The following is a 21,659-nucleotide window of genomic DNA, read 5'->3' as shown; positions in this document are numbered from 1 at the left end:
CCGGTTAAACTCCGCGCCCCGCAACTGAAGCCGATACGCAATGACCGCAGCTTTCGTTCCCCAGATTGCCCTTTATCGCACTTGGCTCGCCGAACAGCGCGGCCTCACCTTCGCCAGCTACGAGGAGATGCGGCAATGGTCGGTGCGCGATCTCGACGGCTTCTGGCACAGCATCTGGGATTATTACGATCTGCAATCGCCAACGCCGTTTGCGGCCGTGATCGCCGAGCGCAAGATGCCCGGCGCGGTCTGGTTTCCCGGCGCCCAGGTCAATTATGCCCGGCAGGTGTTCCGCCACGTGGACGCGGCCGACGCCGCCGGCCTGCCCGCGATCGTCAGCTGTGGCGAGGACGGCAAGCTTTGCGAGACGAGCTGGCCGGAGCTGCGGCGCAAGGCCGCTGCCCTCGCCCTGCATCTGAAAGAAAAAGGCATCAAGCCCGGCGACCGCGTCGCCGCCTATCTGCCCAACATCCCCGAGACCATCATCGCATTCCTGGCGAGCGCCAGCATCGGCGCGATCTGGAGCGTCTGCGCGCCCGACATGGCCGCGCCAGCCGTGATCGACCGCTTCAAGCAGATCGAACCCAAAGTGCTGATCGCCTGCGACGCCGTCACCTATGCCGGTCGCCGGCACGATCGCAAAGACGTCGTCGCCGAGCTGCGGCGATCGCTGCCGGCGGTCGAGCACGTCATCCTGCACAGCGACGCCGCCGTGCCCGCAGCGCCGGACGCCCTGCTCTCCGACATTGTCGCAACAACCGGCGCGGAGATCGACGCATTCGAGCCGGTCTGGCTGCCGTTCGATCATCCGCTCTGGATCGTCTATTCCAGCGGCACCACCGGCCTGCCGAAGCCGATCGTGCACGGCCATGGCGGCATCGTCATCGTGGTGCTGGCGCTGCTGGGACTGCACAACGATCTCGGCTGCTCCTACGACGAGAACTCGTTCGGCGAGCGCTACCATTGGTACTCTTCGACCGGCTGGATCATGTGGAACTCGCAAGTCGGCGGCCTGCTCAGCGGCACCACGTGCTGCATTTTCGACGGCAGTCCCGGTGGCGCCAAGGACAAGCCGGACTGGACCACGCTGTGGCGCTTCGTTGCGCAATCCAAAGCGACCTTCTTCGGTGCGGGCGCGGCGTTCTTCGCCAACTGCGTCAAGGCCGAGGTCGACCTCACCGCCGGCGATCTCTCGCGATTGCGTTGTCTCGGCTCGACCGGCTCTCCGCTCAGCGCCGACACGCAAGCCTGGTTCAACAACCGCTTCGCGGCGCTCGCGAAGACCAATGGCAGCAAGGCGCAGGCCGATATCTGGTGGGCCAACATCTCCGGCGGCACGGATTTCGCCGGCGCCTTCATTGGCGGCAATCGCGAACTGCCGCAGACGCCGGGCGCGATGCAGTGCCGTCTGCTGGGTGCTGCCGTGGAAGCCTTCGACGAACAGGGCCGCGCCGTCATCGGCGAGGTCGGCGAGCTCGTCTGCACCGAGCCGATGCCGTCGATGCCGCTCTATTTCTGGAACGACAAGGGCGATGCGCGCTATCGGGCGAGCTATTTCGAGACCTATCCCGACAACTTCGACGGCAGCGGCCGCGGGCCGGTGTGGCGGCACGGCGACTGGCTCAAGGTCGACCCGGACGGCTCCTGCATCATCTATGGCCGCAGCGATGCCACCATCAACCGGCACGGCCTGCGCATGGGCACGAGCGAACTCTATTCCGCGATCGAGGCCTTGCCCGAGGTGCTGGATTCCCTCGTCGTCGATCTCGAATATCTCGGCCGTGACAGCTACATGCCGCTGTTCGTGGTGTTGCGCGAAGGCGTCGCGCTCGACGAGGCGATGCGGGCCAGGATCAACAAGGCGATCGAGGCAGGCCTCTCCCGCCGCTTCCTGCCCAACGAGATTTTTGCGGTCACTGAAATTCCGCGCACGCTCTCGGGCAAGAAGCAGGAGCTGCCGATCAAGAAGCTGCTGCTCGGCCAGCCCGTCGAGAAGGTGATCAACCGGGAGGCGATGGCCAATCCCGCCTGCCTCGACTGGTATCTCGCCCTCGCGCGCAACTATCTGGCGCGGACCGAGACTTGAGGGGAGATCGCCCCAATTGCGCCGATGCCGTTTGGACTCCGTTCACCGATCGCCGCTAGAGCAGGATGTCTCTTCCGCAACGAACGCGCGCCATGGCCGACCTCAACGCCGTCCTCACCAGGCTCAACGACCGCCTGCTCCGCCTCGAAGGTGAGCTGTTCGTGCTGCGCTCGCTGGCCCGCGCGACGCTGACCGCGGGCGATGACCATGCCGTGCGGATGCGCAAGCTGGTCGAGGCTGCAAAGGTCGCGCTCGACGACGAGGCCACGCGTCCCCTCGACAAGCCGACGCGCAAATATGTCGATGCGGCGACCGCGCTGGTGGAGGAATTGCTGGTCGAGCCGACCCAGGCACGGCCGTTGTTCACCGTCATTGACGGCGGACGGCGCGACTGAGCCTCAAATTGGCCGACCGTCGTCCGTCGCGGCGACATCGCCCGCCTTGAGCCGGCTGAGGCCGGCTTCGATGATCGCGATCTCCTCGTCGATCTGGCCGATCGGCAGGCTGAAGTCGTAGCCGGACCTGCTCTTCAGATCGACCGCGAGCCGCTGTCTGTGCATCATCAGCTCGTCGAGGCCGCGCCGGTTCTTCAGCCGGACATAGACGTCGACGATCTGCTCAATCGCGCTCGGCATGAAATAGGTCCCGGCGAAAAAGCCCGCACAGCGCACCCACGCCGGCGGGACAATCTCGGTGTCGCGGTACGCAATACAAATCCGCGACGGATTCGTCGATACGCCAAGCTGGTTGAGATCATGTTACCGTCAGATGATTTCGTGATGGCCGAGCACGAAAAAGCCGCTGGCGATCACGCCAGCGGCCAAATCCGGGTTCGAAAACGGATGCGGGTTGAAATGTCGCCAGCCCCGGTGGGTCCACCTTCTACCGGCAAATCCTGGATCTCTGTGTTAAAAACGAAACACAGGAACAGGCCTATCCTAATCGCCGCCCGACCGTGGCGGCGTGGCACGGCTAGTCCGAGACGCAGAAATATTTGCGCGGCAGCCTGCGGTAGGCGCTGTAGCGGTAATGCGGCCGGTACGCGTAGCCGCGATAGAGTGCCGGCGGCTCCTGGCCGTAATAGGCGCCGTGATAGAAATTGATGACCGGCCCTTCGGCGCAGCGATAGGTGTCCCAGGTCGGGCCGATGAACGGAGCCACCCCAACCTCGGGCGGAACCGCCGGATAGGGTGGTCCGCCGGCGCGCGCCGGAACGGTTGCGACCAGGGCCGCGAGAAGGACAAACCACGCGCTGCGCATGCGTTCGCTCCGAGCCGATGCCATGCCCGCATGGAAGCACCGGACCGGCCGACGCCGCAATCGCGGAATTCATCGGGCACCCTCGCCCGGTTGCATTGTTGATAACCGGCCCAAACCCGGCGCGGATGGTGACAGGACGTCCGGACGTGTTATCGGGAGATGACGCAGTTGCGAGACGGATCGGACACCCATGCGTATTACCCTCGTCGGCTCCCGCCATTTCGGCGTGACCACCCTCAACATGCTCCGGGAGCACGGTGTCTCGATCGTGCGGGTCGTGGTGGCCGATGCTGAGGATCGTCTCGCCGCGACGGCCAAGGCGGCGGGCATCGACGTCGTGGTCCAGGCCAATCCCAAACTGGTGGTCGCCTCCGAGATCGCCCCTGACACCGATCTGATCGTCACCGCGCACAGCCACGCCCGGATCGGAAAGGACGCGCTCGAGGCGGCGAAGCTGGGTGGGATCGGCTATCATCCCTCGCTGCTGCCGCGTCACCGCGGCAAGGCGGCCGTGGAATGGACCATCAAGGAAGGCGATCCGATCGCGGGCGGCACGATCTATCACCTCGCCGACCGCATGGACGCCGGCGCCATCGCGGCCCAGGAGTGGTGCTTCGTCAAGAAGGGCGAGACCGCGCGGGAGCTGTGGGAGCGAGCGCTCGCCCCGCTTGGGCTCAAATTGCTGGCCGACGTGATTGATTACGCCAAGGTCCACAAGGCGCTGCCGTCCAAGTCCCAGGACGAGCAGTTCGCGACCTCGGCGCCAAGTCTTTCCTAAGCCCCCTTTCCTGAGACCCCTTTCCTGAGCCCCTTCCTGAGTCGCTGTCTTGACGTTTACCCTTAACGTGAAGGGGCGTTGATTCTGCTTCGAAAATTGCAGCCGGAAACCCAAATAAACCATTGTTCCCACAGGAACAATTTTCGATTTGGCACCGCACCAAATTTCCGTCACATTTGGCCCGAATAAGGGTCAGCATATCAGACAAATTCAAGGACGGATTTTATGCGTTTTGCTCGCATTGCGGCGTTCTGTGCCGCTTCAGTTATCACCCTCGCCGCGCCCGCTTTCGCCCAGACTCCCTATGACGGCAACTGGCAGGTCACCATCGTCACCAAGAGCGGTTCCTGCGAGCCGACCGCAAGCTCCTTGCTGACCGTTGCCGACGGCAAGATCACCGCCCCCGGCGCTAACGTTTCCGGCACCATCGGCCGGGAGGGTCTTGTGAAAGTTTCGATCAATGGTGCATATGCCAACGGTCAACTCAGCGGCAACGCCGGATCGGGGAAGTGGAATGGAGCATCTGCAGGCATACCGTGCAGCGGGCGGTGGGAAGCATCGCGCCAATAGAAAAGTCGTGACCAGCGGTCTGGGCCGGCGGCTGCTGATCGCGGCCGCCGTTATGTTTGCGGCCGGAATTGCCAACTCCGAGAGCAAGGCCCAGTCCGGCCCGTTCGCCCCGCTGGCCGGCAGCTGGAGCGGCTCAGGCACGGTCACCCTGGATGACGGCTCGACCGAGCGGATCCGCTGCCGGGCCAAATACGCTCCGATCGGACCGACCATGGAGTTGTCTCTGACCTGCGCCAGCGACGCCTACAAGTTCAACCTCGGCGCCAACGTCAAGGCTGAAGGCGGCGCCATCGCGGGCAGCTGGTCCGAGGCCAGCCGCAATATCAGCGGCTCTCTTTCGGGTCGCGGCGCCGGCGGAAACTATGAGCTGCTCGCCTCCACCGCCGGTTTCAACGCCAACATCTCGCTGAAGACGTCCGGCAACAAGCAGAACGTCACGATGCGCGCCGACAGCCAGTTCCGCGGCGCCAACATCTCGCTGTCGCGCTAGACCGATACGAGTAAATTGACAATCGACCCTGCGATCTCGCCGGGTCGATTTTTTTATGTGCCCGGCACGAACGCCGTGACCTCGATCTCGACCTTGGCCCGGTCGTCCACGAGGCCGCCGATGTAGAGCAAGGTCGAGGGCGGGAAATTGCGCCCCAGCGTTTCCTTCCAGGCCGCGCCGATGCCGGCCCCGGCTGCCTCATATTCGCTGCGGCTGGTCAGGTACCAGGTCAGGCGGACGATATGCTCGGGGCCGGCGCCGGCCTCGCCCAGGAGCTTGATGATCCGCTTCAGCGCGGTCCCGACCTGCGCTGCCATGTCAGGCGCGTAATTGCCGGTCTCCTCGCCGCCGGTCTGCCCGGCCAGCATCACCCAGCGACCAGGCCCCTCGACCACGACACCATGGGAAAAGCCGCGCGGTTTTTTCCACTCGGCCGGCTGCAAGATGTGCATGAGCGAATATCTCCCGATTTTTCTCGTTGTTCGCTGATGCCTTAGCACGCCGGCATGCATCGCTGCACCGGCAGATTTGGCCGTTGCAAACGGCGGCGATGTCGCCGATACCGGCCCTCCCTCAGGACCCTCGCCTCTCACACCCGCGCCGATGAACACGACACCGTCCAAAACGATGGCTGCCCTGTGGATGGCGGGCTGGCTGTCGCTGATGCTGGTCATGGCGGTCGCCGGACGCGAGACCACGCGCGAGCTGAATGTATTTCAGATCATGGAAGTGCGTTCGCTGATAGGCTTCCTGTTGCTCTCGCCGATAATCTATCGGGCCGGCGGCTTCAAGGTGCTCAGGACATCGCGCCTGCCGCAGCACATCGGGCGCAATTTGGTGCACTATGTTGCGCAGCTCGGCTGGTTCTTCGCACTGACGCTGATCCCGATCGGCCAGGTGGTGGCAATCGAGTTCACCATGCCAATCTGGACGGCGCTGCTCGCAGCGAGCCTCCTCTCCGAACGCATGACGCCGTGGAAGATCGCCGCCATCGCGCTTGGCCTTATCGGTGTGATCGTCATCGTCCGACCCGCCACCGGCGAAATCAATCCCGGTCAACTCATTGCGCTCGGCGCCGCGATGGGCTTTGGCGTGTCCATGGTGCTCGTCAAATCGCTGACCCGCACCGAAAGCGCGCTATCGATCCTGTTCTGGATGCTGGTGGTGCAATCGGTCGCAGGCTTCATTCCGACGCTGTTCGTCTGGACGTGGCCCTCCGCCTATGTCTGGGCATGGGTCGGCGTGATCGGCGTCTGCGGCACGTTTTCGCACTACTGCCTCGCCAGCGCGATGCGCTATGCGGATGCGACCATCGTTGTTCCCATGGACTTCCTGCGGGTTCCATTGACCGCGACCGCGGGCTGGCTGCTCTATTCGGAGCGGCTTGACACCTGGACGGTGGTCGGCGCCGCGCTGATCCTGTTCGGCAATCTCCTGAATCTAAAGCCAGCTCCGGCGGATCCTGCCCTCGCACGCTGAACCTCCCGCCGCCTCGCGCGACAAAACCAAGTGGCCGTGTGATTTGGATCACGCTGGAGAGGGACTCCATCGTGCACATTCTGCCACACAGCAGCGGGTTGAACGCGACGAACTGCCGTTTTGGTGGCGCCAAATCGGGTACTTCGTGTAAGTTCGTTGCCAATTTGTTGCTGCCTGCAATTCGATTCTGTTGGGGATTCCAGATGCGCACTCTCACCCTCCTCGCGTCGCTGATGTGCATGGCACTGTCGGTCAGTGCCGCGAAGGCCGACCGCCGTGTTGCTTTCGTCGTCGGCAACGGCACCTACAAGAACGTCGCTCAATTGCCGAACCCGCCGATCGACGCCAAGGCGATGGCGGCAACGCTGCGCAATGTCGGCTTCGAGGTGATCGAAGGTTCGAACCTCTCGCGCGACCAGATGACGGAGAAGCTGCTCGACTTCGGCCGCAAGGCGCAGGGCTCCGATGTCGCAGTGTTCTATTATGCCGGTCACGGCATCGCGGTCGGCGGCTCCAACTATCTTCTGCCTGTCGACGCCGACATCAAATCGGAGATGGACGTCAAGCTCGGTGCCGCCATCAACATCGATCTGACGCTCGAGCAGACCATGGGCGACGCCAAGGTCAAGCTGGTCTTCCTCGACGCCTGCCGCGACAATCCGTTCGCCGCCAAGATCAAGTCGAACTCCGCGACCCGCAGCGTCAACGTACAGAGCGGTCTTGCCGAGATGAAATCCGGCGAAGGCACGCTGATCGCGTTCGCCACTGGCCCCGGCCAGACCGCGCTCGACGGCCAGGAGGGCAACAATAGCCCGTTCACCCGTGCGCTGATCGACAACATCACCAAGCCCGGTGTCGAGATCCAGCAGGCGATGACGTCGGTCCGCGCCCAGGTCAACGAGGAGACCCACAAGGGGCAGCTCCCCTGGGGCCACACCAATTTGATCGGCGCGGTCTATCTCAACCAGGCTCCGACGACGCAGGTCGCCAATGCGGCACCGACGGCTGCTGGCGTCGTGCCCGCGGCAACGGGCGGCAATTCGGATGGTGTCGAGCTCGAATACTGGCGCTCGGTCAAGGAGAGCAACAAGCCCGAAGAGCTCAACGCCTACCTCTCCACCTACCCCAACGGCCAGTTCAAGGCGCTGGCACTGGCGCGGCTCGCCGCGATCAAGAGCGGCCCGTCGACGACGACCCGCAACCTCAACGCCGGCGTCGATCCTGCCACCTTCACCGACGACGCCAGCCAGCTCACCGAGGACCAGATCGGCCTCGACAAGGGCCAGCGCCGCGACGTGCAGCGCCGCCTGACCGGACTTGGATTCGACACCAAGGTCACCGGCGCGTTCAGCGAGGACACCCGTACGGTGCTCAAGCGCTGGCAGGCGGCACGCGGCTATCCGTCGACGGGCTATCTCAACAAGCTCCAGCACAAGGCCCTGCTGTCGGAGATCGTGGCCTCCGCGCCGGCCACTGCGAGCGATGAAAGCGCGAAGCCGGCCCGACGTGCCCCGGCCCAAGCGCAGAGCGCACCGGCCCAGCATCGCGGCGGCGGCGGCGACGCTGGCGCAGCCTTCGTCGGCGGTGTGGTCGGCGGCATGATGGGCGGCATGTTCCGCCGCTGAGGCGAGGCCAATCGCAAATACAAAAGCCCGGCTCGCGCCGGGCTTTTTCGTTGCGAGTCCCTCAACCTTTGGCGTCTACTTCCCCGCGGCCTTTCGCAGCGCCTCGTTGATGCGGTCCTGCCAGCCGGGCCCGCCGGACTGGAAATGCTCCAGCACGTCCTGGTCAATGCGCAGCGTGACCTGCTCCTTGACCCCCGGCGCCACGTTCTGCTTCGGCGGCGCCGCAGCGACCTTCGCCGTCACCTTCTTGAACGCCGCCTCGGCCTCCGTCCTGGCGTCGCCCAACGTCCGCGGTCGCCTCGGTGGTTGATCCGCCACGTCCTAGATTCCCTCAAACAGAGCCGTCGAAAGATACCGCTCGGAGAAGGACGGCACTATAGCCAGGATGGTCTTTCCCGCAGCTTCCGGCCGCTTGCCGATCTCGAGGGCCGCGGCGATCGCGGCGCCCGAGGAGATGCCGCCCGGAATGCCCTCATGCCGCGCCAGCGCTCGCGAGGTCTCGATCGCCGTCGTCGAGTTGACCTTGACGATCTCGTCGATCACCGAGCGGTCGAGGATGTCAGGGACGAAGCCCGCACCGATGCCCTGGATCTTGTGCGGCGTGTGCTGGCCACCCGACAGCACCGGGCTCTCCTCCGGCTCGACCGCGACCACGCGCAGCGAGGGCTTGCGCGGCTTCAGCACCTGGCCGACGCCGGTGATGGTGCCGCCGGTGCCGACGCCCGCGACGAAGAAGTCGATGTTGCCGCCGGTGTCGTTCCAGATCTCCTCCGCGGTGGTGCGGCGGTGCACCTCGGGATTGGCAAGATTCTTGAACTGCTGCGGCATCACCGAATTCGGCGTCGTCTTCAACAGCTCTTCGGCCGTCGCAATCGCGCCCTTCATGCCTTGCGCGGCCGGTGTCAGCACCAGCTCCGCGCCCAGAAAGGCCAGCATCTTGCGGCGTTCGATCGACATCGACTCCGGCATGACCAGCTTGAGCCTATAGCCGCGCGACGCCGCGACGAAAGCCAGCGCGATGCCGGTATTGCCGGAGGTCGGCTCGATCAGCACGGTGTCGGGCTTGAGGATGCCGGCCTTCTCCATCGCGATGATCATCGCCGCGCCGATGCGATCTTTCACGCTTGCGGCGGGATTGAAATATTCAAGCTTTGCCAAAATGGTCGCGTTCACGCCGTGCATGCCCGGGAGCCGGCGCAAGCGCACGATCGGCGTGTCGCCAAAAGCATCGACGATCGAGTCATAGATCCGGCCGCGGCCGGGTTGGTGCGCTGCACCCGTGGGGGACGATGCGTCCATGATCAACTCCCTGTGGCGACGATTTGTGCTTCTGTTGCAGCTCTTGCGCAGTTAGAGACAGCCTGCGGCGACACGCAAGCGAGATTGCGACACATGTTAAATACCTTGCATCGCAAAATCGCGTGAGCGGTAATTATCAGAAAACCAACGCATTTGTGTTGCGACCTCGTCAACTGATTCTGCTTATGTTAGACTTAGGTCTCAAGCTGGGAGGTCACCACGATGTCAGCAGTCGCTGAAGTGTTGTCGACCGTCGCACCGAACCGCGCTCCGCGGTGCAGTGAGTTGCCCACCTGTCCCGTCTGCGCCGACTCCATGGTCGCCGCCGAAGGTTCTGCGTATGTGTCGGAGCACCTGATCAGCTATCTCTGGACCTGCGACAATTGCGGCTACGGCTTCGTGACCAAGCACGCCGTCAAGCAGCGTTTCCTCTGCAACTGATGCTCCTTCACTGACCATGCGCAATTGACCTAGCGCGGGGCGATGTCGCCCCTCGCCCAGTTCTCGCGCGTACGCCGATAGAACTCCTCGAACGTTCCCTGTGCGATAGCTTCCCTGATGCCCTGCATCAGGAACTGGTAGTAAGCGATATTGATCTCGGACAGCAGCATCGCACCCAGCGTCTCGCCCGACTTGACGAGGTGGTGCAGATAGGCGCGCGCGTAGGTGCGCGCCGACGGCCAGGAGCTCTCTTCGTCGAGCGGACGGGAATCGTCGGCGTGGCGCGCGTTGCGCAAATTCACCTGGCCGAAGCGTGTGAAGGCAACGCCATGCCGGCCATTGCGCGTCGGCATCACGCAATCGAACATGTCGATGCCGCGCTTGACTGCTTCGAGGATGTCGTCCGGCGTGCCGACGCCCATCAGATAGCGCGGGCGCTCTCTGGGCAGCAGCGGCGCCGTCTCGTCGATCATCGCCAGCATCACGGCCTGCGGCTCACCGACGGCGAGGCCGCCAATCGCATAACCATGGAAACCGATCTCGATGAGGCCTTGCGCGCTGGCATGGCGAAGCTGGGGGATGTCGCCGCCCTGCACGATGCCGAACAGCATGTAGCCGTCGGGCGCGCTCTCGAAGGCGCGCTTGCTTCGCTCGGCCCAGCGCAGCGACAATTGCATCGCGCGGTCGATGTCGGCGCGCTCGGCGGGTAGCCGCACGCATTCGTCCATCTGCATGGCGATGTCGGAGCCGAGCAAACGCTGCACCTCGATCGAGCGCTCCGGCGACAGCTCGACCTTGGCGCCGTCGATATGCGAACGGAACGTCACGGCCTGCTCGCTGACCTTGCGCAGATCCGCCAGCGACATCACCTGGAAGCCGCCGGAATCCGTCAGCATCGGCCCGTTCCAGCCGGTGAATGTCTGCAGGCCGCCAAGCGCCGCGATCCGCTCGGCGCCGGGACGCAGCATCAGATGATAGGTGTTGCCGAGCACGATGTCGGCACCGGCCTCACGCACCTCGCGCCAGTGCATGCCCTTCATCGCGCCGGCGGTGCCGACCGGCATGAAGGCGGGCGTGCGCACCACGCCGTGCGGCGTGGCCAGGCGCCCGGTGCGCGCGGCGCCATCGGTGGCGAGCAGTTCGAAATGATTGGGCAGACCGGTGTCAGGACGATTCATGACGGTGCTTATTGCGTGTCGGAGCAGGCCGATCAACCCGCTCAGGCCATGCTTCGGCCGGCTTATGCATCAGACCGGGACAACCGACACCAATATTGGGGACACGGAATTTGTGCCTGCAGCGCTTGTCAAACAAAACGATACAGTATAGTTTTATCTTGGGGCTGGACGAGCTGCCGCGGCGATGTTGCCGGCGGCGGTAGATGCGTGATCGCCAGCCACCGACAATGCCTTTCCCTTCAAGTTCGACTGATCCGTCCGCCCGTTCGCATGGCCGGACAAGGCAGACCGGCGTCCGCCTGTTCGGATTGCTGGTCCTGACGTACAGCCTGGCGCTCGGCGCCTGCACCTCCCTGCCCCGCACGCCCTATACGGCCGCTGAGGCCAGCACATCGCGCGTGCTCGATATCGACGGCCTCCGGCGCTACGCCGACGAGCCCATCACGAAATTCAGCTTCGAGAAGGACACCAGCACCGCGAGCAAGTCCTATCTGGCGCTGTCAGGCGGCGGCGCGGATGGCGCCTATGGTGTCGGCGTGCTGAACGGTTGGACCGCGGCCAGAACGCGTCCCACCTTCTCGGTCGTCTCGGGCGTGAGCACCGGTGGCCTGATCGCACCCTTTGCGTTTCTCGGCTCGCAATATGACGACACGCTGAAGGAGGTCTACACCAGCGGTGTCGCGGAGAGTCTGTTGAGCGATCCCAGCATCATGCGCGTGCTGTTCGGATCCGGCCTGTTCGGCAACACGCGGCTGCGCGAGCTCGTCGCCCGCTATGTCGGGCCGGAGATCATGGCGCAGGTCGCGCGTGAAAACGCCAAGGGCCGAAGGCTGCTGGTGGTGACGACCGATCTCGACACCCAGCGCACCGCGATCTGGGACATGGGCAAGATCGCCGCGGTCGGCACGCCCGAGGCGCTCAAGCTGTTTCGCGACGTGATGGCGGCCTCCGCCAGCATCCCCCTGGTGTTTCCGCCGATCATGATCGACGCCGAAGGCGAGGGCCGCAGGTTTCAGGAGATGCATGTCGACGGCGGCGTGACCGCCCCGGTGCTGACGCTGCCGGAAGCCCTGCTTTTCCAGGGCAGTCGCCTGCCGGGACCTGCGAAGCTGGACATCTACATCCTCGTCAACAAGAAGATCGAGCGAAACTTCGAGCTGGTCTCCAACAGCACCATCGACGTCGCCTCACGCAGCCTATCGTCGATCACCCAGTCGCAAACCCGCTCGATCATCTTCTCGACCTATGATTTTGCCAGGCGCAACCGCCTGGGCTTCCACCTCTCCTACATCGCGCGCGACTATCCGGCCGCCCCCTCGGAAGGATTCGATACCGCCTATATGCGAGCGCTGTATCAGTACGGATACGAGAAGGCGGCGTCTGGCCAGGCCTGGACTTCGACGCTTCCGTAAGCGCTCGCTGAGGAACAGGGCCGTGCCGGGACGGTTGACGATGAGGCCCGTCCGGCCAGATTGGCCATGACGCACCCGTTGCTGCGCGTTATAGAGCAATCACTGATGTCACGACCGCGCAGGAATCATTGGGCATGGGATTGACTGCGACCAGGACCAGACCGGCAGCTCAGCGGCGCGAGGTGCCGAAATCGCGCGGCGGCCGGCCGACGAAAAGCGCCGCGATCGAGCGCGATCAGCGGCTGATCGAGGTCGCCACCCGCCTGTTCCTGGATCGCGGCTTCGATGCCACCTCGCTCGATGCGGTCGCGGAAGCCGCGCGGGTGAGCAAGCCCACCGTCTATGCCCGTTACGGAGACAAGCGCGGATTGTTCGCCGCCGTGCTGCGGCGCGAGATCGCGCGATGGCTTGCACCGCTATCGGCGGCTGCCGAGACCCAGCTCGGCAGCGCCTCGGATATCTCGGTCGAGCAGCGGCTGGTCGAGATCGGGCGCGAGATGCTGACATTCACCTGCGGTCCCGATGCCGTCGCCTTCAGCCGCATGATGACGTCGCAGGCCATCAACTTCCCCGACATCGCCAAGCTCGGCAAGGAGGAAGGCTGGCTCAAGGCCGTCGCCACCACGGCACGCTTCTTCGACCATCTGGTGGCGCAACGCGCGCTCGACATCGAAGACACCACGATCGCAGCCGAGGTGTTTCTCGACGTCGTCGTGGGGCACACCCACCGCATGGCGACGTTCGGAACGACGCTCGAGCTGAAAGACGCCGAAAAGCGCATGCGGGTTGCCATCAAGCTGTTCCTGGCCGGTGCGCTTGGCCCTCCGGACCGCCTCCAGGAGGCCGCCAAGACCACGCGGCGGCGGCGCCCCTCGCGCTGACAATTCCGTGAGGTTGCGATTCTTCCAGGGAATCCGGCGCCCGCGCCGTTGACCAAAACAAAACGATACGGTATGGTTTAATTATAGGGCGATGCGGATCGCTTTTTCACCAGCCCCAAAGAGGTCCGCATCGCTTCGATCGCCGCGGCGGTACCACCCGTCACGACGCTCAGCGGCCGACCGATGCCCAAGGTCGGCCGCAAATTCTTTACGATCATCCGGCACACTCGCTGGCCGAGGGTTTCGAGCATGACGACAGCCAAACGACGGATCTCGGGATTGCTCGCGATCGCCCTGTCCGCACTCCTCCTCGCGGCGCCGGCGCGGGCGATCGTGAGCACAGGCACTCCGACCACCCTTCACAGCGATACAGATGGTGACGCTGAGGCCGACCGCCAAGCGGTCAGCCGCGAGATCGAGCGCTTCCGCAGCTCTTCAATCTCGATCAACCAGGCCATGGCGATTGCGGAAGCCCGTCACGCGGGTGCCACCACGGCGGATGTGAGTTTCGACGGAGCCTCCGGCGTGCCGGTCTACCGGGTGAAGACCCTGCACAATGACCGGATCTGGCGCCACACCATCAATGCCGCAACCGGCGAGCTCGTCGGCGGCGAAGCCGCCCTCCCTCTCGCCGAGCTCGACCTCGACGACCGCAGCAACCTCGCAGCGCTCGGTGCCATCAAGCACCGGCTTGCGGATGCCGTGCACGTCGCCGAACGCGCGGCCTCCGGCAAGGCGATCAGCGGCGGGCTGGTGCGCGAACGCGGTCGGCTGAATTTCGCGATCGTCGTCATCAGTGGCGACAACCTCAAGGAGGTCATCCTCGAACCGCCGGGCGCCCGGACCAAATAGCGGCGGCCCCAATCCCGCCGAAAAGCCATTGACGGGCGCAAAACTCTCCCGCATAAGCTCCCGCCATGTTCACGACCACCAAACGCACGACTAAAACCACCACGGCCTTCGGGGCCCGGGGAGGCGTGCGCGTGTAGTCGTCGACTAGAACGCAATCCACTCTACCGAAGCCCCGCCCTCGTTGGTCCGGGGCTTTTTTGTTGTCTGAATTCTCAAATCAATGGAGGACAAAGTGAGTAACGATCCCGTCGTCGCGATTGTCGGCGTCACCGGTGCGGTGGGCGCCGAATTCATCGCCACCATGGACAAGCGCGGCTTTCGCGTCGGCAAGCTCAAGGCGCTGGCCAGCGCCCGCTCGGCCGGTAAGACGGTGTCGTTTCGTGGGCAAGACGTGGTCATCGAGGAGCTGACCGAACGCGCCTTCGAGGGCGTTGACATCGCCCTGTTCTCCGCCGGCGGCAGCATCTCCAAGAAGTTCGCGCCGATCGCGGTCAAGGCGGGTGCCGTCGTCGTCGACAACTCCTCCGCCTTCCGCATGGACCCGAACGTGCCACTGGTGATCCCCGAGATCAACGCGAACCGCATCCGCGACCACAAGGGCATCATCGCCAACCCGAACTGCGCCGCCATCACGGCGCTGGTGCCGCTGTGGCCGATCCACCAGGCCAACCGCATCAGGCGCGTGATCATCTCGACCTACCAGGCGGCCTCCGGCGCCGGCGCTGCCGCCATGGACGAGCTGGTCGAGTCCACCCGCGCCAACCTCAACGGGCAGGTTTATACGCCGAAGGTGATGCCGCATCCCTACGCCTTCAACCTCTTCAACCACAACACGGCGATCGACCCCGACACCGGCTACAACGACGAAGAGACCAAGGTCATCAACGAAACCCGCAAGATCTTCGAGGACGACAAGATTGCGATCGGCGTCACCTGCGTGCGCGTGCCGGTGCTGCGGGCTCATTGCGAGGCCATCACCTTCGAATGCGAGAAGCCGATCAGCGAGGATCAGGTCCGTGCCATCATGGCACGAGCGCCCGGCGTCAGGATCGTCGACGACCGCGCCAGGAACTACTTCCCGATGCCGATCGACGCCTCGGGGCAGGACGACGTCCTGGTCGGCCGCATCCGCAAGGACCTCAGCGACCCCTCCGGGCATTCGATCTCGATGTTCGTGGCGGCGGACCAGCTGTTGAAGGGCGCTGCGCTCAACGCGGTGCAGATCGCGGAGCTCTTGCCACAGCGCGTGATGGCGTAACGCGCGCTCAATCCGTCATCCTGAGGCGCGAGCTGTGCAGCGCGAGGCGCTGCACGGGGAGCCTCGAAGGATGCACGGCCGAGGCGCATCAGCCGGGCCGTCGCCCTTCGAGGCTCGCCGAAGAGGCGAGCACCTCAGGGTGACGGTGATAAAGTCGTGCGTCGCTTACGGCTCTGCCCGAAACAGCAAACACGCATCGCCATAGGAATAGAACCGATAGCCATGCGCGATCGCGTGTGCATAGGCCTGCTGCATCGTCTCCAGCCCGGAGAACGCCGACACCAGCATGAAGAGTGTCGACATCGGCAAATGGAAGTTGGTCAGCAGAACATCGACGGCGCGGAAGCGATAGCCGGGAGTGATGAAGATCGACGTCTCGGCGGCGAACGGCTCAAGGGTGCCGTCCTCGCTCGCTGCGCTTTCGAGCAAGCGCAACGACGTGGTGCCAACCGCGATGATACGGCCGCCGTTCTTGCGGGCGGTGTTGAGCCGCTCCGCCGTCTCGGCCGAGAGCGTACCCCACTCGGCGTGCATCTTGTGGCCTTCGGTGTCGTCCACCTTCACCGGCAGGAAGGTCCCTGCCCCGACATGCAGCGTGACGCGATTGATGCCGACGCCGCGCGCGTGCAGCGCCTGCTCCAGCGCCGGCGTGAAATGCAGGCCGGCCGTCGGCGCGGCAACGGCGCCTTCATTCGCCGCGAACATGGTCTGGTAGTCGGCGAGATCCTGATCGTCAGGCGTGCGTTTCGAGGCGATGTAGGGCGGCAGCGGCGGGCTGCCGAGATCTGCGATGGCTTGATCCAATGTCGGGCCGTGGAACGAAAATGACAGCGTCACCTCGCCTTCGGAGCCCTTGGCCTCGACCTCTGCATCGAGATGGCCGAGCAGGCAGACCTTGCCCTCATTGCCGAAGCGGATGCGGTCGCCGGCCGTGAGTTTCTTGGCCGGCTTCACCAGCGCCTGCCAGCGCGAACCGTCGAGGCGCTTGATCAGCGTCGCCTCGATCTTCGGCTCGGTCTCGCGGCCGATGCGACGGCCTTTCAATTGTGCCGCGATCACCTTGGTGTCGTTGACGACGAGCTGGTCGCCTGGCTTCAGCCATTGCGGCAGATCGGCGATGATTTGGTCGCACAGCGTGCCCTGATCGACAACCAGCATCTTCGCGGAATCGCGCGGGCTCGCCGGGCGCAATGCGATGCGCTCGGCGGGCAGGTCGAAATCGAAGAGGTCAGTGCGCATCGCGTGCTCGGGGCCGTACAGTCACTCCTCATCCTGAGGAGCGCGGAACGCGCGTCTCGAAGGATGAAGGCCCCGCTGCTCCAGCTCGGCCTTCATGGTTCGAGACGGCGCTACGCGCCTCCTCACCATGAGGGTTGAACGCCTACTCCGCGTCAGCCGCCATCCGCGCCTTGACGATCTTGTCGGGGTTCTGCACGGGCTCGCCGCGCTTGATCTTGTCGACGTTCTCCATGCCCTCGGTGACCTTGCCCCACACCGTGTACTGGTTGTCGAGGAAGCGGGCGTCGTCGAACACGATAAAGAACTGGCTGTCGCCGGAATCCGGGCTGGCGGCGCGCGCCATCGAGGTGGTGCCGCGCACATGCGGCTCCTTGTTGAACTCGGCCTTCAGCTTCTTGCCGGAGCCGCCGGTGCCGGTGCCCTGCGGGCAGCCGGTCTGCGCCATGAAGCCGTCGATCACGCGATGGAACACGATGCCGTCGTAGAAGCCTTCGCGCACGAGTTCCTTGATGCGCGCGACGTGGCCGGGCGCCAGATCAGGCCGCATCTCGATGGTAACGGGGCCCTGCGTGGTCTCGAGGATCAGTGTGTTTTCAGTGGCGCTCATGCTCGTCTCTCTTGGGTTGGGGGTGAAGTCCTGTCAGGTGAAGATTTGCGGTTGCGAAACTGGATCGCGAATGGACGCCCCGCAGCGGCGCCGGCCATCGCATCGGTAAATGGCATCGGCGTGCAGCGTTGCAATGCCTCCATCACCGCGACCCGGTATTGCAGCCGGTCCTCGTCGGAGGCCTCCGCGGATTCATAGGTAATCCTCGGATGGCCCAGAATGTTTCCGGCCCGGTTGAAGCTCACGACGACGGTGATGTCGATCGGGCGTGCCCTGGCGGCGGGTGGCGGCTTCCAGCAGGTGCGCAGATGCCGGAAGATGTCCTGGATGGTGTTGACCTGTGCGTCCTCGGCGATTGCGCCGGGGACGCCGAGCAGCAGCACCGCGGCAACCAGCAGGAGCTTGCCACCGCAGCGCGCCATCGCCGCTCCTATTTGATGTCGGAAGCGACCTGCACCTTCACCATCTTGTCGGGATCGGTGACGGTGCCGCCGCTTGATCCGGGAGGCGCCTTCTTGAGCTTGTCGACGACGTCCATGCCCTGCACGACCTCGCCGATCACGGTGTACTGGTTGTCGAGGCTGCCGCCGTCGGCGAACATGATGAAGAACTGCGAATTGGCGGTGTCGACGCTGTCGCCGCGCCGGGCCATGCCGACGATGCCGCGCGCAAAATGCACCTTGGAGAATTCCTGCTTCAGGTTCGGATATTTCGACCCGCCGGTGCCGTTGAAGTTCTGACCGTCGCCGGTCTGCGCCATGAAGCCGTCCATGACGCGGTGGAACGGCACGTTGTTGTAATAGCCCTCCCGCGCGAGCTGCTTGATGCGCTCGGCGTGCTGGGGCGCAAGGTCCGGCCTGAGCTTGATGACGATGCGGCCCTTGGTGGAGTCGATGACGATGGCGTTGGCCTTGTCGAGGCCGGCCGGCAAGGCTTGCGCGAAGGCCGGCACCGCGAACAGAACCGCGGCAAGAAACCCGACAAGAACTGCGAGAATTCGGATCATGATAACTCCGGATCAGAGATGAGAAAGGAAACGCGCCGTTATCAGGCGAATTTTGCCTTGAGCTGGGCCGCAACCAGCGGCGGGACGAAGGCCGAGACGTCCCCGCCCATGGCAGCGATCTGGCGCACCAAAGTGGCGGTGATCGGGCGGACCATGGGAGAAGCCGGCAGGAAGACCGTATGCACCTCGGGCGCCATGGCCTCGTTCATGCCGGCGAGCTGCATCTCGTAGTCGAGGTCGGTGCCGTCGCGCAGGCCCCGAATCATGATCGTCGCCCCGTGCTTGCGCGCCGAGGTCACCGACAGGTCGTCAAACGTCACAGCTTCGAGCGCGCAGCCGGCCTGGGCCGCCACCGGCCCACAGACGTCATGGAGCATCTTGAGCCGCTCCTCGGTCGAGAACAGCGGCTTCTTGCCGGGGTGCACCCCGATCGCGACAACGAGCCTGTCGCACAGCGACACGCTGTGCCGGACCACGTCCAGATGGCCGTTGGTGATGGGGTCGAAGGAACCTGGATAGAAGGCAATGCGGGGCATGGCCACGTCCTACCGCGCCCGGCCCGGCCCGGCAAGCCGGTCAGGTTCCCCGGCGGCTTTTCCGCAAAACCGTGTCGGAATGCGCCGAATTGTTTCGTCCTGAGGGCGGCCACGAAACAAAACGGAGCGCGAACGAAACCATTTCCCGCGTTCGCGAAGACGTCCGGAAACTGGCCATGGTTACTAATCCGGCCAACGAACGACGGGCCGCACACTGGGCGTAGCGGCCGCATCACAGGGGACTGTCATGATCAAGGCTCTTTCGGCGATCGCCATCTCTGCGTGTGTTGCTGCCGCCCTCACCCTCCTGCCCGGCTTCGCCCCGACCGTCGAGGCGAGCGTGCCGCAGCCGCTCGCCAAGGGCGACCGGCTCGATATCCGCACCATCGGCAAGGACTGCTCGCAGCGAGCCTGGCCGAATTTCGAGGCGTCCTGCCTTCGCCAGGCCGGCACCAAAGCCAACATCCGCGAGGCTCGCCTCGTGACCGCCAACCGCACACCGTAGCGGGGTCTGTCAGTTTCGCGTCAGGAAACCTCCTGATAACTCCCAACGATAAACCCCCTAGATAAACCCCATGGATATTTGCGACGTACCGTCGCAGACTGCCTGACGCTCGCGCCCGCCGGAATGACCAGTCGGGCGCGATCCCATCGGGGGGTCGCCATTGTCCAGTACGCCCGCAGTCGCCTCCGGCCATCAACCTGATCCACTGCCGCTTGCGATGACCATGGGCGCCCTCGGGGTGGTTTATGGCGATATCGGCACCAGCCCACTGTACGCCCTGAAGGAAGCCGCCAAGGCTGCCGCCCACGGCGGCACATTGACGAACGACGCCGTTCTGGGCGTTGCCTCGCTGATCCTCTGGGCGTTGCTGCTGATCATCTCGCTGAAATATGCGCTGCTGATCCTGCGCGCGGACAACCGCGGCGAAGGCGGCATCGTCGCCCTGCTGGCCTTGCTGCATGCCCGCAACGCCCAACCCGGTACCTGGCGCGCGCATCTGCTGGTCGTCGGGCTCATCGGCGCAGCGCTGCTGTATGGCGACGGCGCGATCACGCCGGCCATCTCCGTGCTGAGCGCCATCGAAGGTCTGAAGGTCGACGCCCCCTCGCTCGCGCCGGCGGTTGTACCCGTGACCGTCGTCATCCTGATCGGACTGTTCATGATGCAGAAGCAGGGCACCGGCTTCATCGGCCGCATCTTCGGACCGGTGATGCTGGCCTGGTTCTTCGTGCTGGCAGCGCTCGGCATCCACGGCATCGTCAAGGCGCCGGCGGTGCTGGCGGCGCTCAGCCCTCTCTATGCGTTCGACTTCCTGATCCACCAGGATTTTCATGTCTCCTTCGCGATCCTGGGGGCCGCCTTCCTCGCGGTGACCGGCGGCGAAGCCATGTATGCCGACATGGGGCATTTCGGCCGCCTGCCGATCCGGCTGGCCTGGTTCGCGATCTGCCTGCCCGCGCTGGTGCTGAACTATTTCGGCCAGGCCGCGCTGCTGATCACCGACCCCACCATGATCGAAAACCCCTTCTTCCAGCTCTGCCCTGACGCCCTGCACTATCCGCTGGTCGCCTTCTCGGCGGTCGCGACCGTGATCGCCTCACAGGCCATCATCTCCGGCGTGTTCTCGTTGACGCAGCAGTCGATCCAGCTCGGCTTCCTGCCGCGCATGCAGATCCGTCACACCACGAGCGACGCGATCGGCCAGATTTACGTGCCGTTGGTGAACTGGCTGCTCGCCGCCGCAACGCTCGGCGCCGTCCTGAGCTTCGGCAGCTCGGAGGCGCTGGCCGGCGCCTACGGCATCGCGGTGTCGCTGTTGATGGCGATCACCACGCTGCTCGCCGCGTTGCTCGCGATCCAGTGGGGCTTTTCGCCGTGGCTCGTGGTGGCCGTGAACGGCTTCTTCTTTGTGATCGATTTGATCTTCTTCTCGGCCAATTCGATCAAGCTGTTCGAGGGCGGCTGGTTTCCGCTGATGCTGGCGGGCTTCGTCGCCTTCCTGATGCTGACGTGGCGCAGCGGCGTGAAGCTCGTCGAAGCGGCACGCGCGAAGCTGCGCCAGCCCGAGGAGGATCTGATCGAGACCGCGGTCAACAAGTGCAGCGCCAGGCTTCCAGGCACCGCCGTGTTCCTGGCGTCGGCGCCGCGCGGCGTGCCGCTGGCGCTGACCCAGTTCGTCAAGCACAACCACGTGCTGCACGAGCGCATCATCCTGGTCACCGTGCTGATCGAGGAGCTTCCTCACATCGCCGACGAAGACCGCATCGAGGTGATCGAGATCATTCCCGGCATTACCCGCGTCGTCCTGCATTACGGCTTCATGCAGAACCCGACGATCTACGACGGGCTGACCCTCGCCTGCCGCCACGGCAAGCTGCCCGGGATCGACCTCGACGACATCACCTATTACGTCGGCCGCGAAACCATCATTCCGCGCGAGGACGTGCCGGGCATGTGGGTCTGGCGCGAAACCGTGTTCGCCTTTCTGCAACGCAACGCCGAACGCTCAGCCGCGTTCTTCGGCGTGCCGACCAAGCAGGTGGTCGAGTTCGGCACGGAGCTGGAGATTTAGCGCAAATCGTAGCCCGGATGGAGCGAAGCGAAATCCGGGTTTCTTGCGCCGCGCAGAGAGTCCCGGATTGCGCTTCGCTCCATCCG

The 21,659-nt window shown here is 64.5% G+C and carries 25 protein-coding genes; 14 read left to right on the top strand and 11 right to left on the bottom strand.

Features of this window, described 5'->3' with window-relative positions:
* Nucleotides 1–40 precede the first annotated feature (40 nt).
* Together AC0L2J_RS12515 and AC0L2J_RS12510 are read left to right on the top strand one after the other, a co-directional pair.
* Nucleotides 41–2,086, top strand: a complete 2,046-nt coding sequence (locus AC0L2J_RS12515) for an acetoacetate--CoA ligase (RefSeq protein WP_473390079.1) — start codon at nt 41–43, stop codon at nt 2,084–2,086.
* A gap of 92 nt (nt 2,087–2,178) precedes the next feature.
* Entirely contained in the window at nt 2,179–2,481 is a 303-nt protein-coding gene (locus AC0L2J_RS12510) for a hypothetical protein (protein WP_007610613.1), read from the top strand.
* 3 nt (nt 2,482–2,484) lie between these two features.
* Here AC0L2J_RS12510 and AC0L2J_RS12505 read toward each other — a convergent pair whose 3' ends face one another.
* Entirely contained in the window at nt 2,485–2,721 is a 237-nt protein-coding gene (locus tag AC0L2J_RS12505) for a hypothetical protein (RefSeq protein ID WP_473390075.1), read from the bottom strand.
* 337 nt (nt 2,722–3,058) lie between these two features.
* On the bottom strand, nt 3,059–3,346 hold the full coding sequence (locus AC0L2J_RS12500; protein WP_473248985.1) for a hypothetical protein: 288 nt from the start codon (nt 3,344–3,346) through the stop codon (nt 3,059–3,061).
* A 190-nt stretch (nt 3,347–3,536) separates the two neighbouring features.
* On the opposite strand from AC0L2J_RS12500, the gene AC0L2J_RS12495 reads away from it, so the two are divergent.
* The 3 genes from AC0L2J_RS12495 (at nt 3,537) to AC0L2J_RS12485 (ending at nt 5,184) form a co-directional block, all read left to right on the top strand.
* Nucleotides 3,537–4,124: a formyltransferase family protein gene (locus tag AC0L2J_RS12495; RefSeq protein ID WP_473390071.1), complete on the top strand. Its 588-nt coding sequence runs from the start codon at nt 3,537–3,539 to the stop codon at nt 4,122–4,124.
* 225 nt (nt 4,125–4,349) lie between these two features.
* Nucleotides 4,350–4,694, top strand: a complete 345-nt coding sequence (locus tag AC0L2J_RS12490; RefSeq protein WP_007610621.1) for a hypothetical protein — start codon at nt 4,350–4,352, stop codon at nt 4,692–4,694.
* Nucleotides 4,639–5,184 carry a hypothetical protein gene (locus tag AC0L2J_RS12485; RefSeq protein ID WP_473390066.1) on the top strand — a complete coding sequence of 182 codons (546 nt, stop codon included), beginning with the start codon at nt 4,639–4,641 and terminating at the stop codon, nt 5,182–5,184. The genes AC0L2J_RS12490 and AC0L2J_RS12485 overlap by 56 nt, the downstream gene beginning before the upstream one ends.
* 53 nt (nt 5,185–5,237) lie before the next feature.
* Here AC0L2J_RS12485 and AC0L2J_RS12480 read toward each other — a convergent pair whose 3' ends face one another.
* Nucleotides 5,238–5,636, bottom strand: coding sequence for a RidA family protein (locus tag AC0L2J_RS12480; protein WP_063996255.1), 399 nt, complete (start codon nt 5,634–5,636; stop codon nt 5,238–5,240).
* A gap of 151 nt (nt 5,637–5,787) precedes the next feature.
* On the opposite strand from AC0L2J_RS12480, the gene AC0L2J_RS12475 reads away from it, so the two are divergent.
* Together AC0L2J_RS12475 and AC0L2J_RS12470 are read left to right on the top strand one after the other, a co-directional pair.
* A complete protein-coding gene (locus AC0L2J_RS12475) occupies nt 5,788–6,663 on the top strand; it encodes a DMT family transporter (RefSeq protein ID WP_063996954.1) in 876 nt (291 codons plus the stop codon).
* Nucleotides 6,664–6,866: 203 nt separating this feature from the next.
* Complete coding sequence (locus AC0L2J_RS12470; protein WP_063996254.1) at nt 6,867–8,288, top strand: caspase family protein; 1,422 nt, start codon at nt 6,867–6,869, stop codon at nt 8,286–8,288.
* Nucleotides 8,289–8,363: 75 nt separating this feature from the next.
* On the opposite strand, the gene AC0L2J_RS12465 is transcribed toward AC0L2J_RS12470, so the two are convergent.
* Entirely contained in the window at nt 8,364–8,606 is a 243-nt protein-coding gene (locus AC0L2J_RS12465) for a BrnA antitoxin family protein (RefSeq protein WP_007610629.1), read from the bottom strand.
* 3 nt (nt 8,607–8,609) lie between these two features.
* On the bottom strand, nt 8,610–9,587 hold the full coding sequence (gene cysK / locus AC0L2J_RS12460) for a cysteine synthase A (RefSeq protein ID WP_473390057.1): 978 nt from the start codon (nt 9,585–9,587) through the stop codon (nt 8,610–8,612).
* Between the two features lie 222 nt (nt 9,588–9,809).
* On the opposite strand from cysK, the gene AC0L2J_RS12455 reads away from it, so the two are divergent.
* The gene (locus tag AC0L2J_RS12455; protein ID WP_007610632.1) at nt 9,810–10,028 is read left to right on the top strand and encodes a hypothetical protein; all 219 of its coding nucleotides are present in this window, start codon (nt 9,810–9,812) and stop codon (nt 10,026–10,028) included.
* A 29-nt stretch (nt 10,029–10,057) separates the two neighbouring features.
* Here AC0L2J_RS12455 and tgt read toward each other — a convergent pair whose 3' ends face one another.
* On the bottom strand, nt 10,058–11,206 hold the full coding sequence (gene tgt, locus AC0L2J_RS12450; protein ID WP_473390053.1) for a tRNA guanosine(34) transglycosylase Tgt: 1,149 nt from the start codon (nt 11,204–11,206) through the stop codon (nt 10,058–10,060).
* Nucleotides 11,207–11,409: 203 nt separating this feature from the next.
* On the opposite strand from tgt, the gene AC0L2J_RS12445 reads away from it, so the two are divergent.
* The 4 genes from AC0L2J_RS12445 (at nt 11,410) to AC0L2J_RS12430 (ending at nt 15,609) form a co-directional block, all read left to right on the top strand.
* Entirely contained in the window at nt 11,410–12,618 is a 1,209-nt protein-coding gene (locus AC0L2J_RS12445; protein ID WP_473390049.1) for a patatin-like phospholipase family protein, read from the top strand.
* Nucleotides 12,619–12,752: 134 nt separating this feature from the next.
* Nucleotides 12,753–13,499, top strand: coding sequence for a TetR/AcrR family transcriptional regulator (locus tag AC0L2J_RS12440; RefSeq protein WP_007610635.1), 747 nt, complete (start codon nt 12,753–12,755; stop codon nt 13,497–13,499).
* Between the two features lie 249 nt (nt 13,500–13,748).
* On the top strand, nt 13,749–14,351 hold the full coding sequence (locus tag AC0L2J_RS12435; protein WP_007610636.1) for a PepSY domain-containing protein: 603 nt from the start codon (nt 13,749–13,751) through the stop codon (nt 14,349–14,351).
* Nucleotides 14,352–14,571: 220 nt separating this feature from the next.
* Nucleotides 14,572–15,609, top strand: a complete 1,038-nt coding sequence (locus AC0L2J_RS12430; RefSeq protein WP_473390045.1) for an aspartate-semialdehyde dehydrogenase — start codon at nt 14,572–14,574, stop codon at nt 15,607–15,609.
* A 165-nt stretch (nt 15,610–15,774) separates the two neighbouring features.
* Here the strand turns inward: AC0L2J_RS12430 and queA are convergent, their stop codons facing one another.
* The 5 genes from queA to coaD all read right to left on the bottom strand — a co-directional run bounded on the left by queA (nt 15,775) and on the right by coaD (nt 18,997).
* Nucleotides 15,775–16,848, bottom strand: a complete 1,074-nt coding sequence (gene queA, locus AC0L2J_RS12425; protein ID WP_473390041.1) for a tRNA preQ1(34) S-adenosylmethionine ribosyltransferase-isomerase QueA — start codon at nt 16,846–16,848, stop codon at nt 15,775–15,777.
* Between the two features lie 142 nt (nt 16,849–16,990).
* Nucleotides 16,991–17,455 carry a peptidylprolyl isomerase gene (locus AC0L2J_RS12420; protein WP_007590736.1) on the bottom strand — a complete coding sequence of 155 codons (465 nt, stop codon included), beginning with the start codon at nt 17,453–17,455 and terminating at the stop codon, nt 16,991–16,993.
* The gene (locus AC0L2J_RS12415; protein ID WP_063996246.1) at nt 17,452–17,877 is read right to left on the bottom strand and encodes a hypothetical protein; all 426 of its coding nucleotides are present in this window, start codon (nt 17,875–17,877) and stop codon (nt 17,452–17,454) included. The genes AC0L2J_RS12420 and AC0L2J_RS12415 overlap by 4 nt, the downstream gene beginning before the upstream one ends.
* Before the next feature lie 8 nt (nt 17,878–17,885).
* Nucleotides 17,886–18,461, bottom strand: coding sequence for a peptidylprolyl isomerase (locus AC0L2J_RS12410; protein ID WP_473390037.1), 576 nt, complete (start codon nt 18,459–18,461; stop codon nt 17,886–17,888).
* Between the two features lie 41 nt (nt 18,462–18,502).
* Nucleotides 18,503–18,997 (bottom strand): pantetheine-phosphate adenylyltransferase, encoded by a 495-nt coding sequence (gene coaD / locus AC0L2J_RS12405; protein ID WP_473248972.1) that lies wholly within the window; start codon nt 18,995–18,997, stop codon nt 18,503–18,505.
* Between the two features lie 247 nt (nt 18,998–19,244).
* Between coaD and AC0L2J_RS12400 the strand changes: the two genes are divergently transcribed.
* The gene (locus AC0L2J_RS12400; RefSeq protein ID WP_007610646.1) at nt 19,245–19,502 is read left to right on the top strand and encodes a hypothetical protein; all 258 of its coding nucleotides are present in this window, start codon (nt 19,245–19,247) and stop codon (nt 19,500–19,502) included.
* Nucleotides 19,503–19,719: 217 nt separating this feature from the next.
* Complete coding sequence (locus tag AC0L2J_RS12395; RefSeq protein WP_050992648.1) at nt 19,720–21,573, top strand: potassium transporter Kup; 1,854 nt, start codon at nt 19,720–19,722, stop codon at nt 21,571–21,573.
* Nucleotides 21,574–21,659: the final 86 nt, after the last annotated feature.

The organism is Bradyrhizobium sp. MV1.5 (assembly GCF_055807615.1).
Note: the sequence above shows the minus strand (reverse complement) of the source record. Positions and strands in the feature narration are given on the sequence as shown.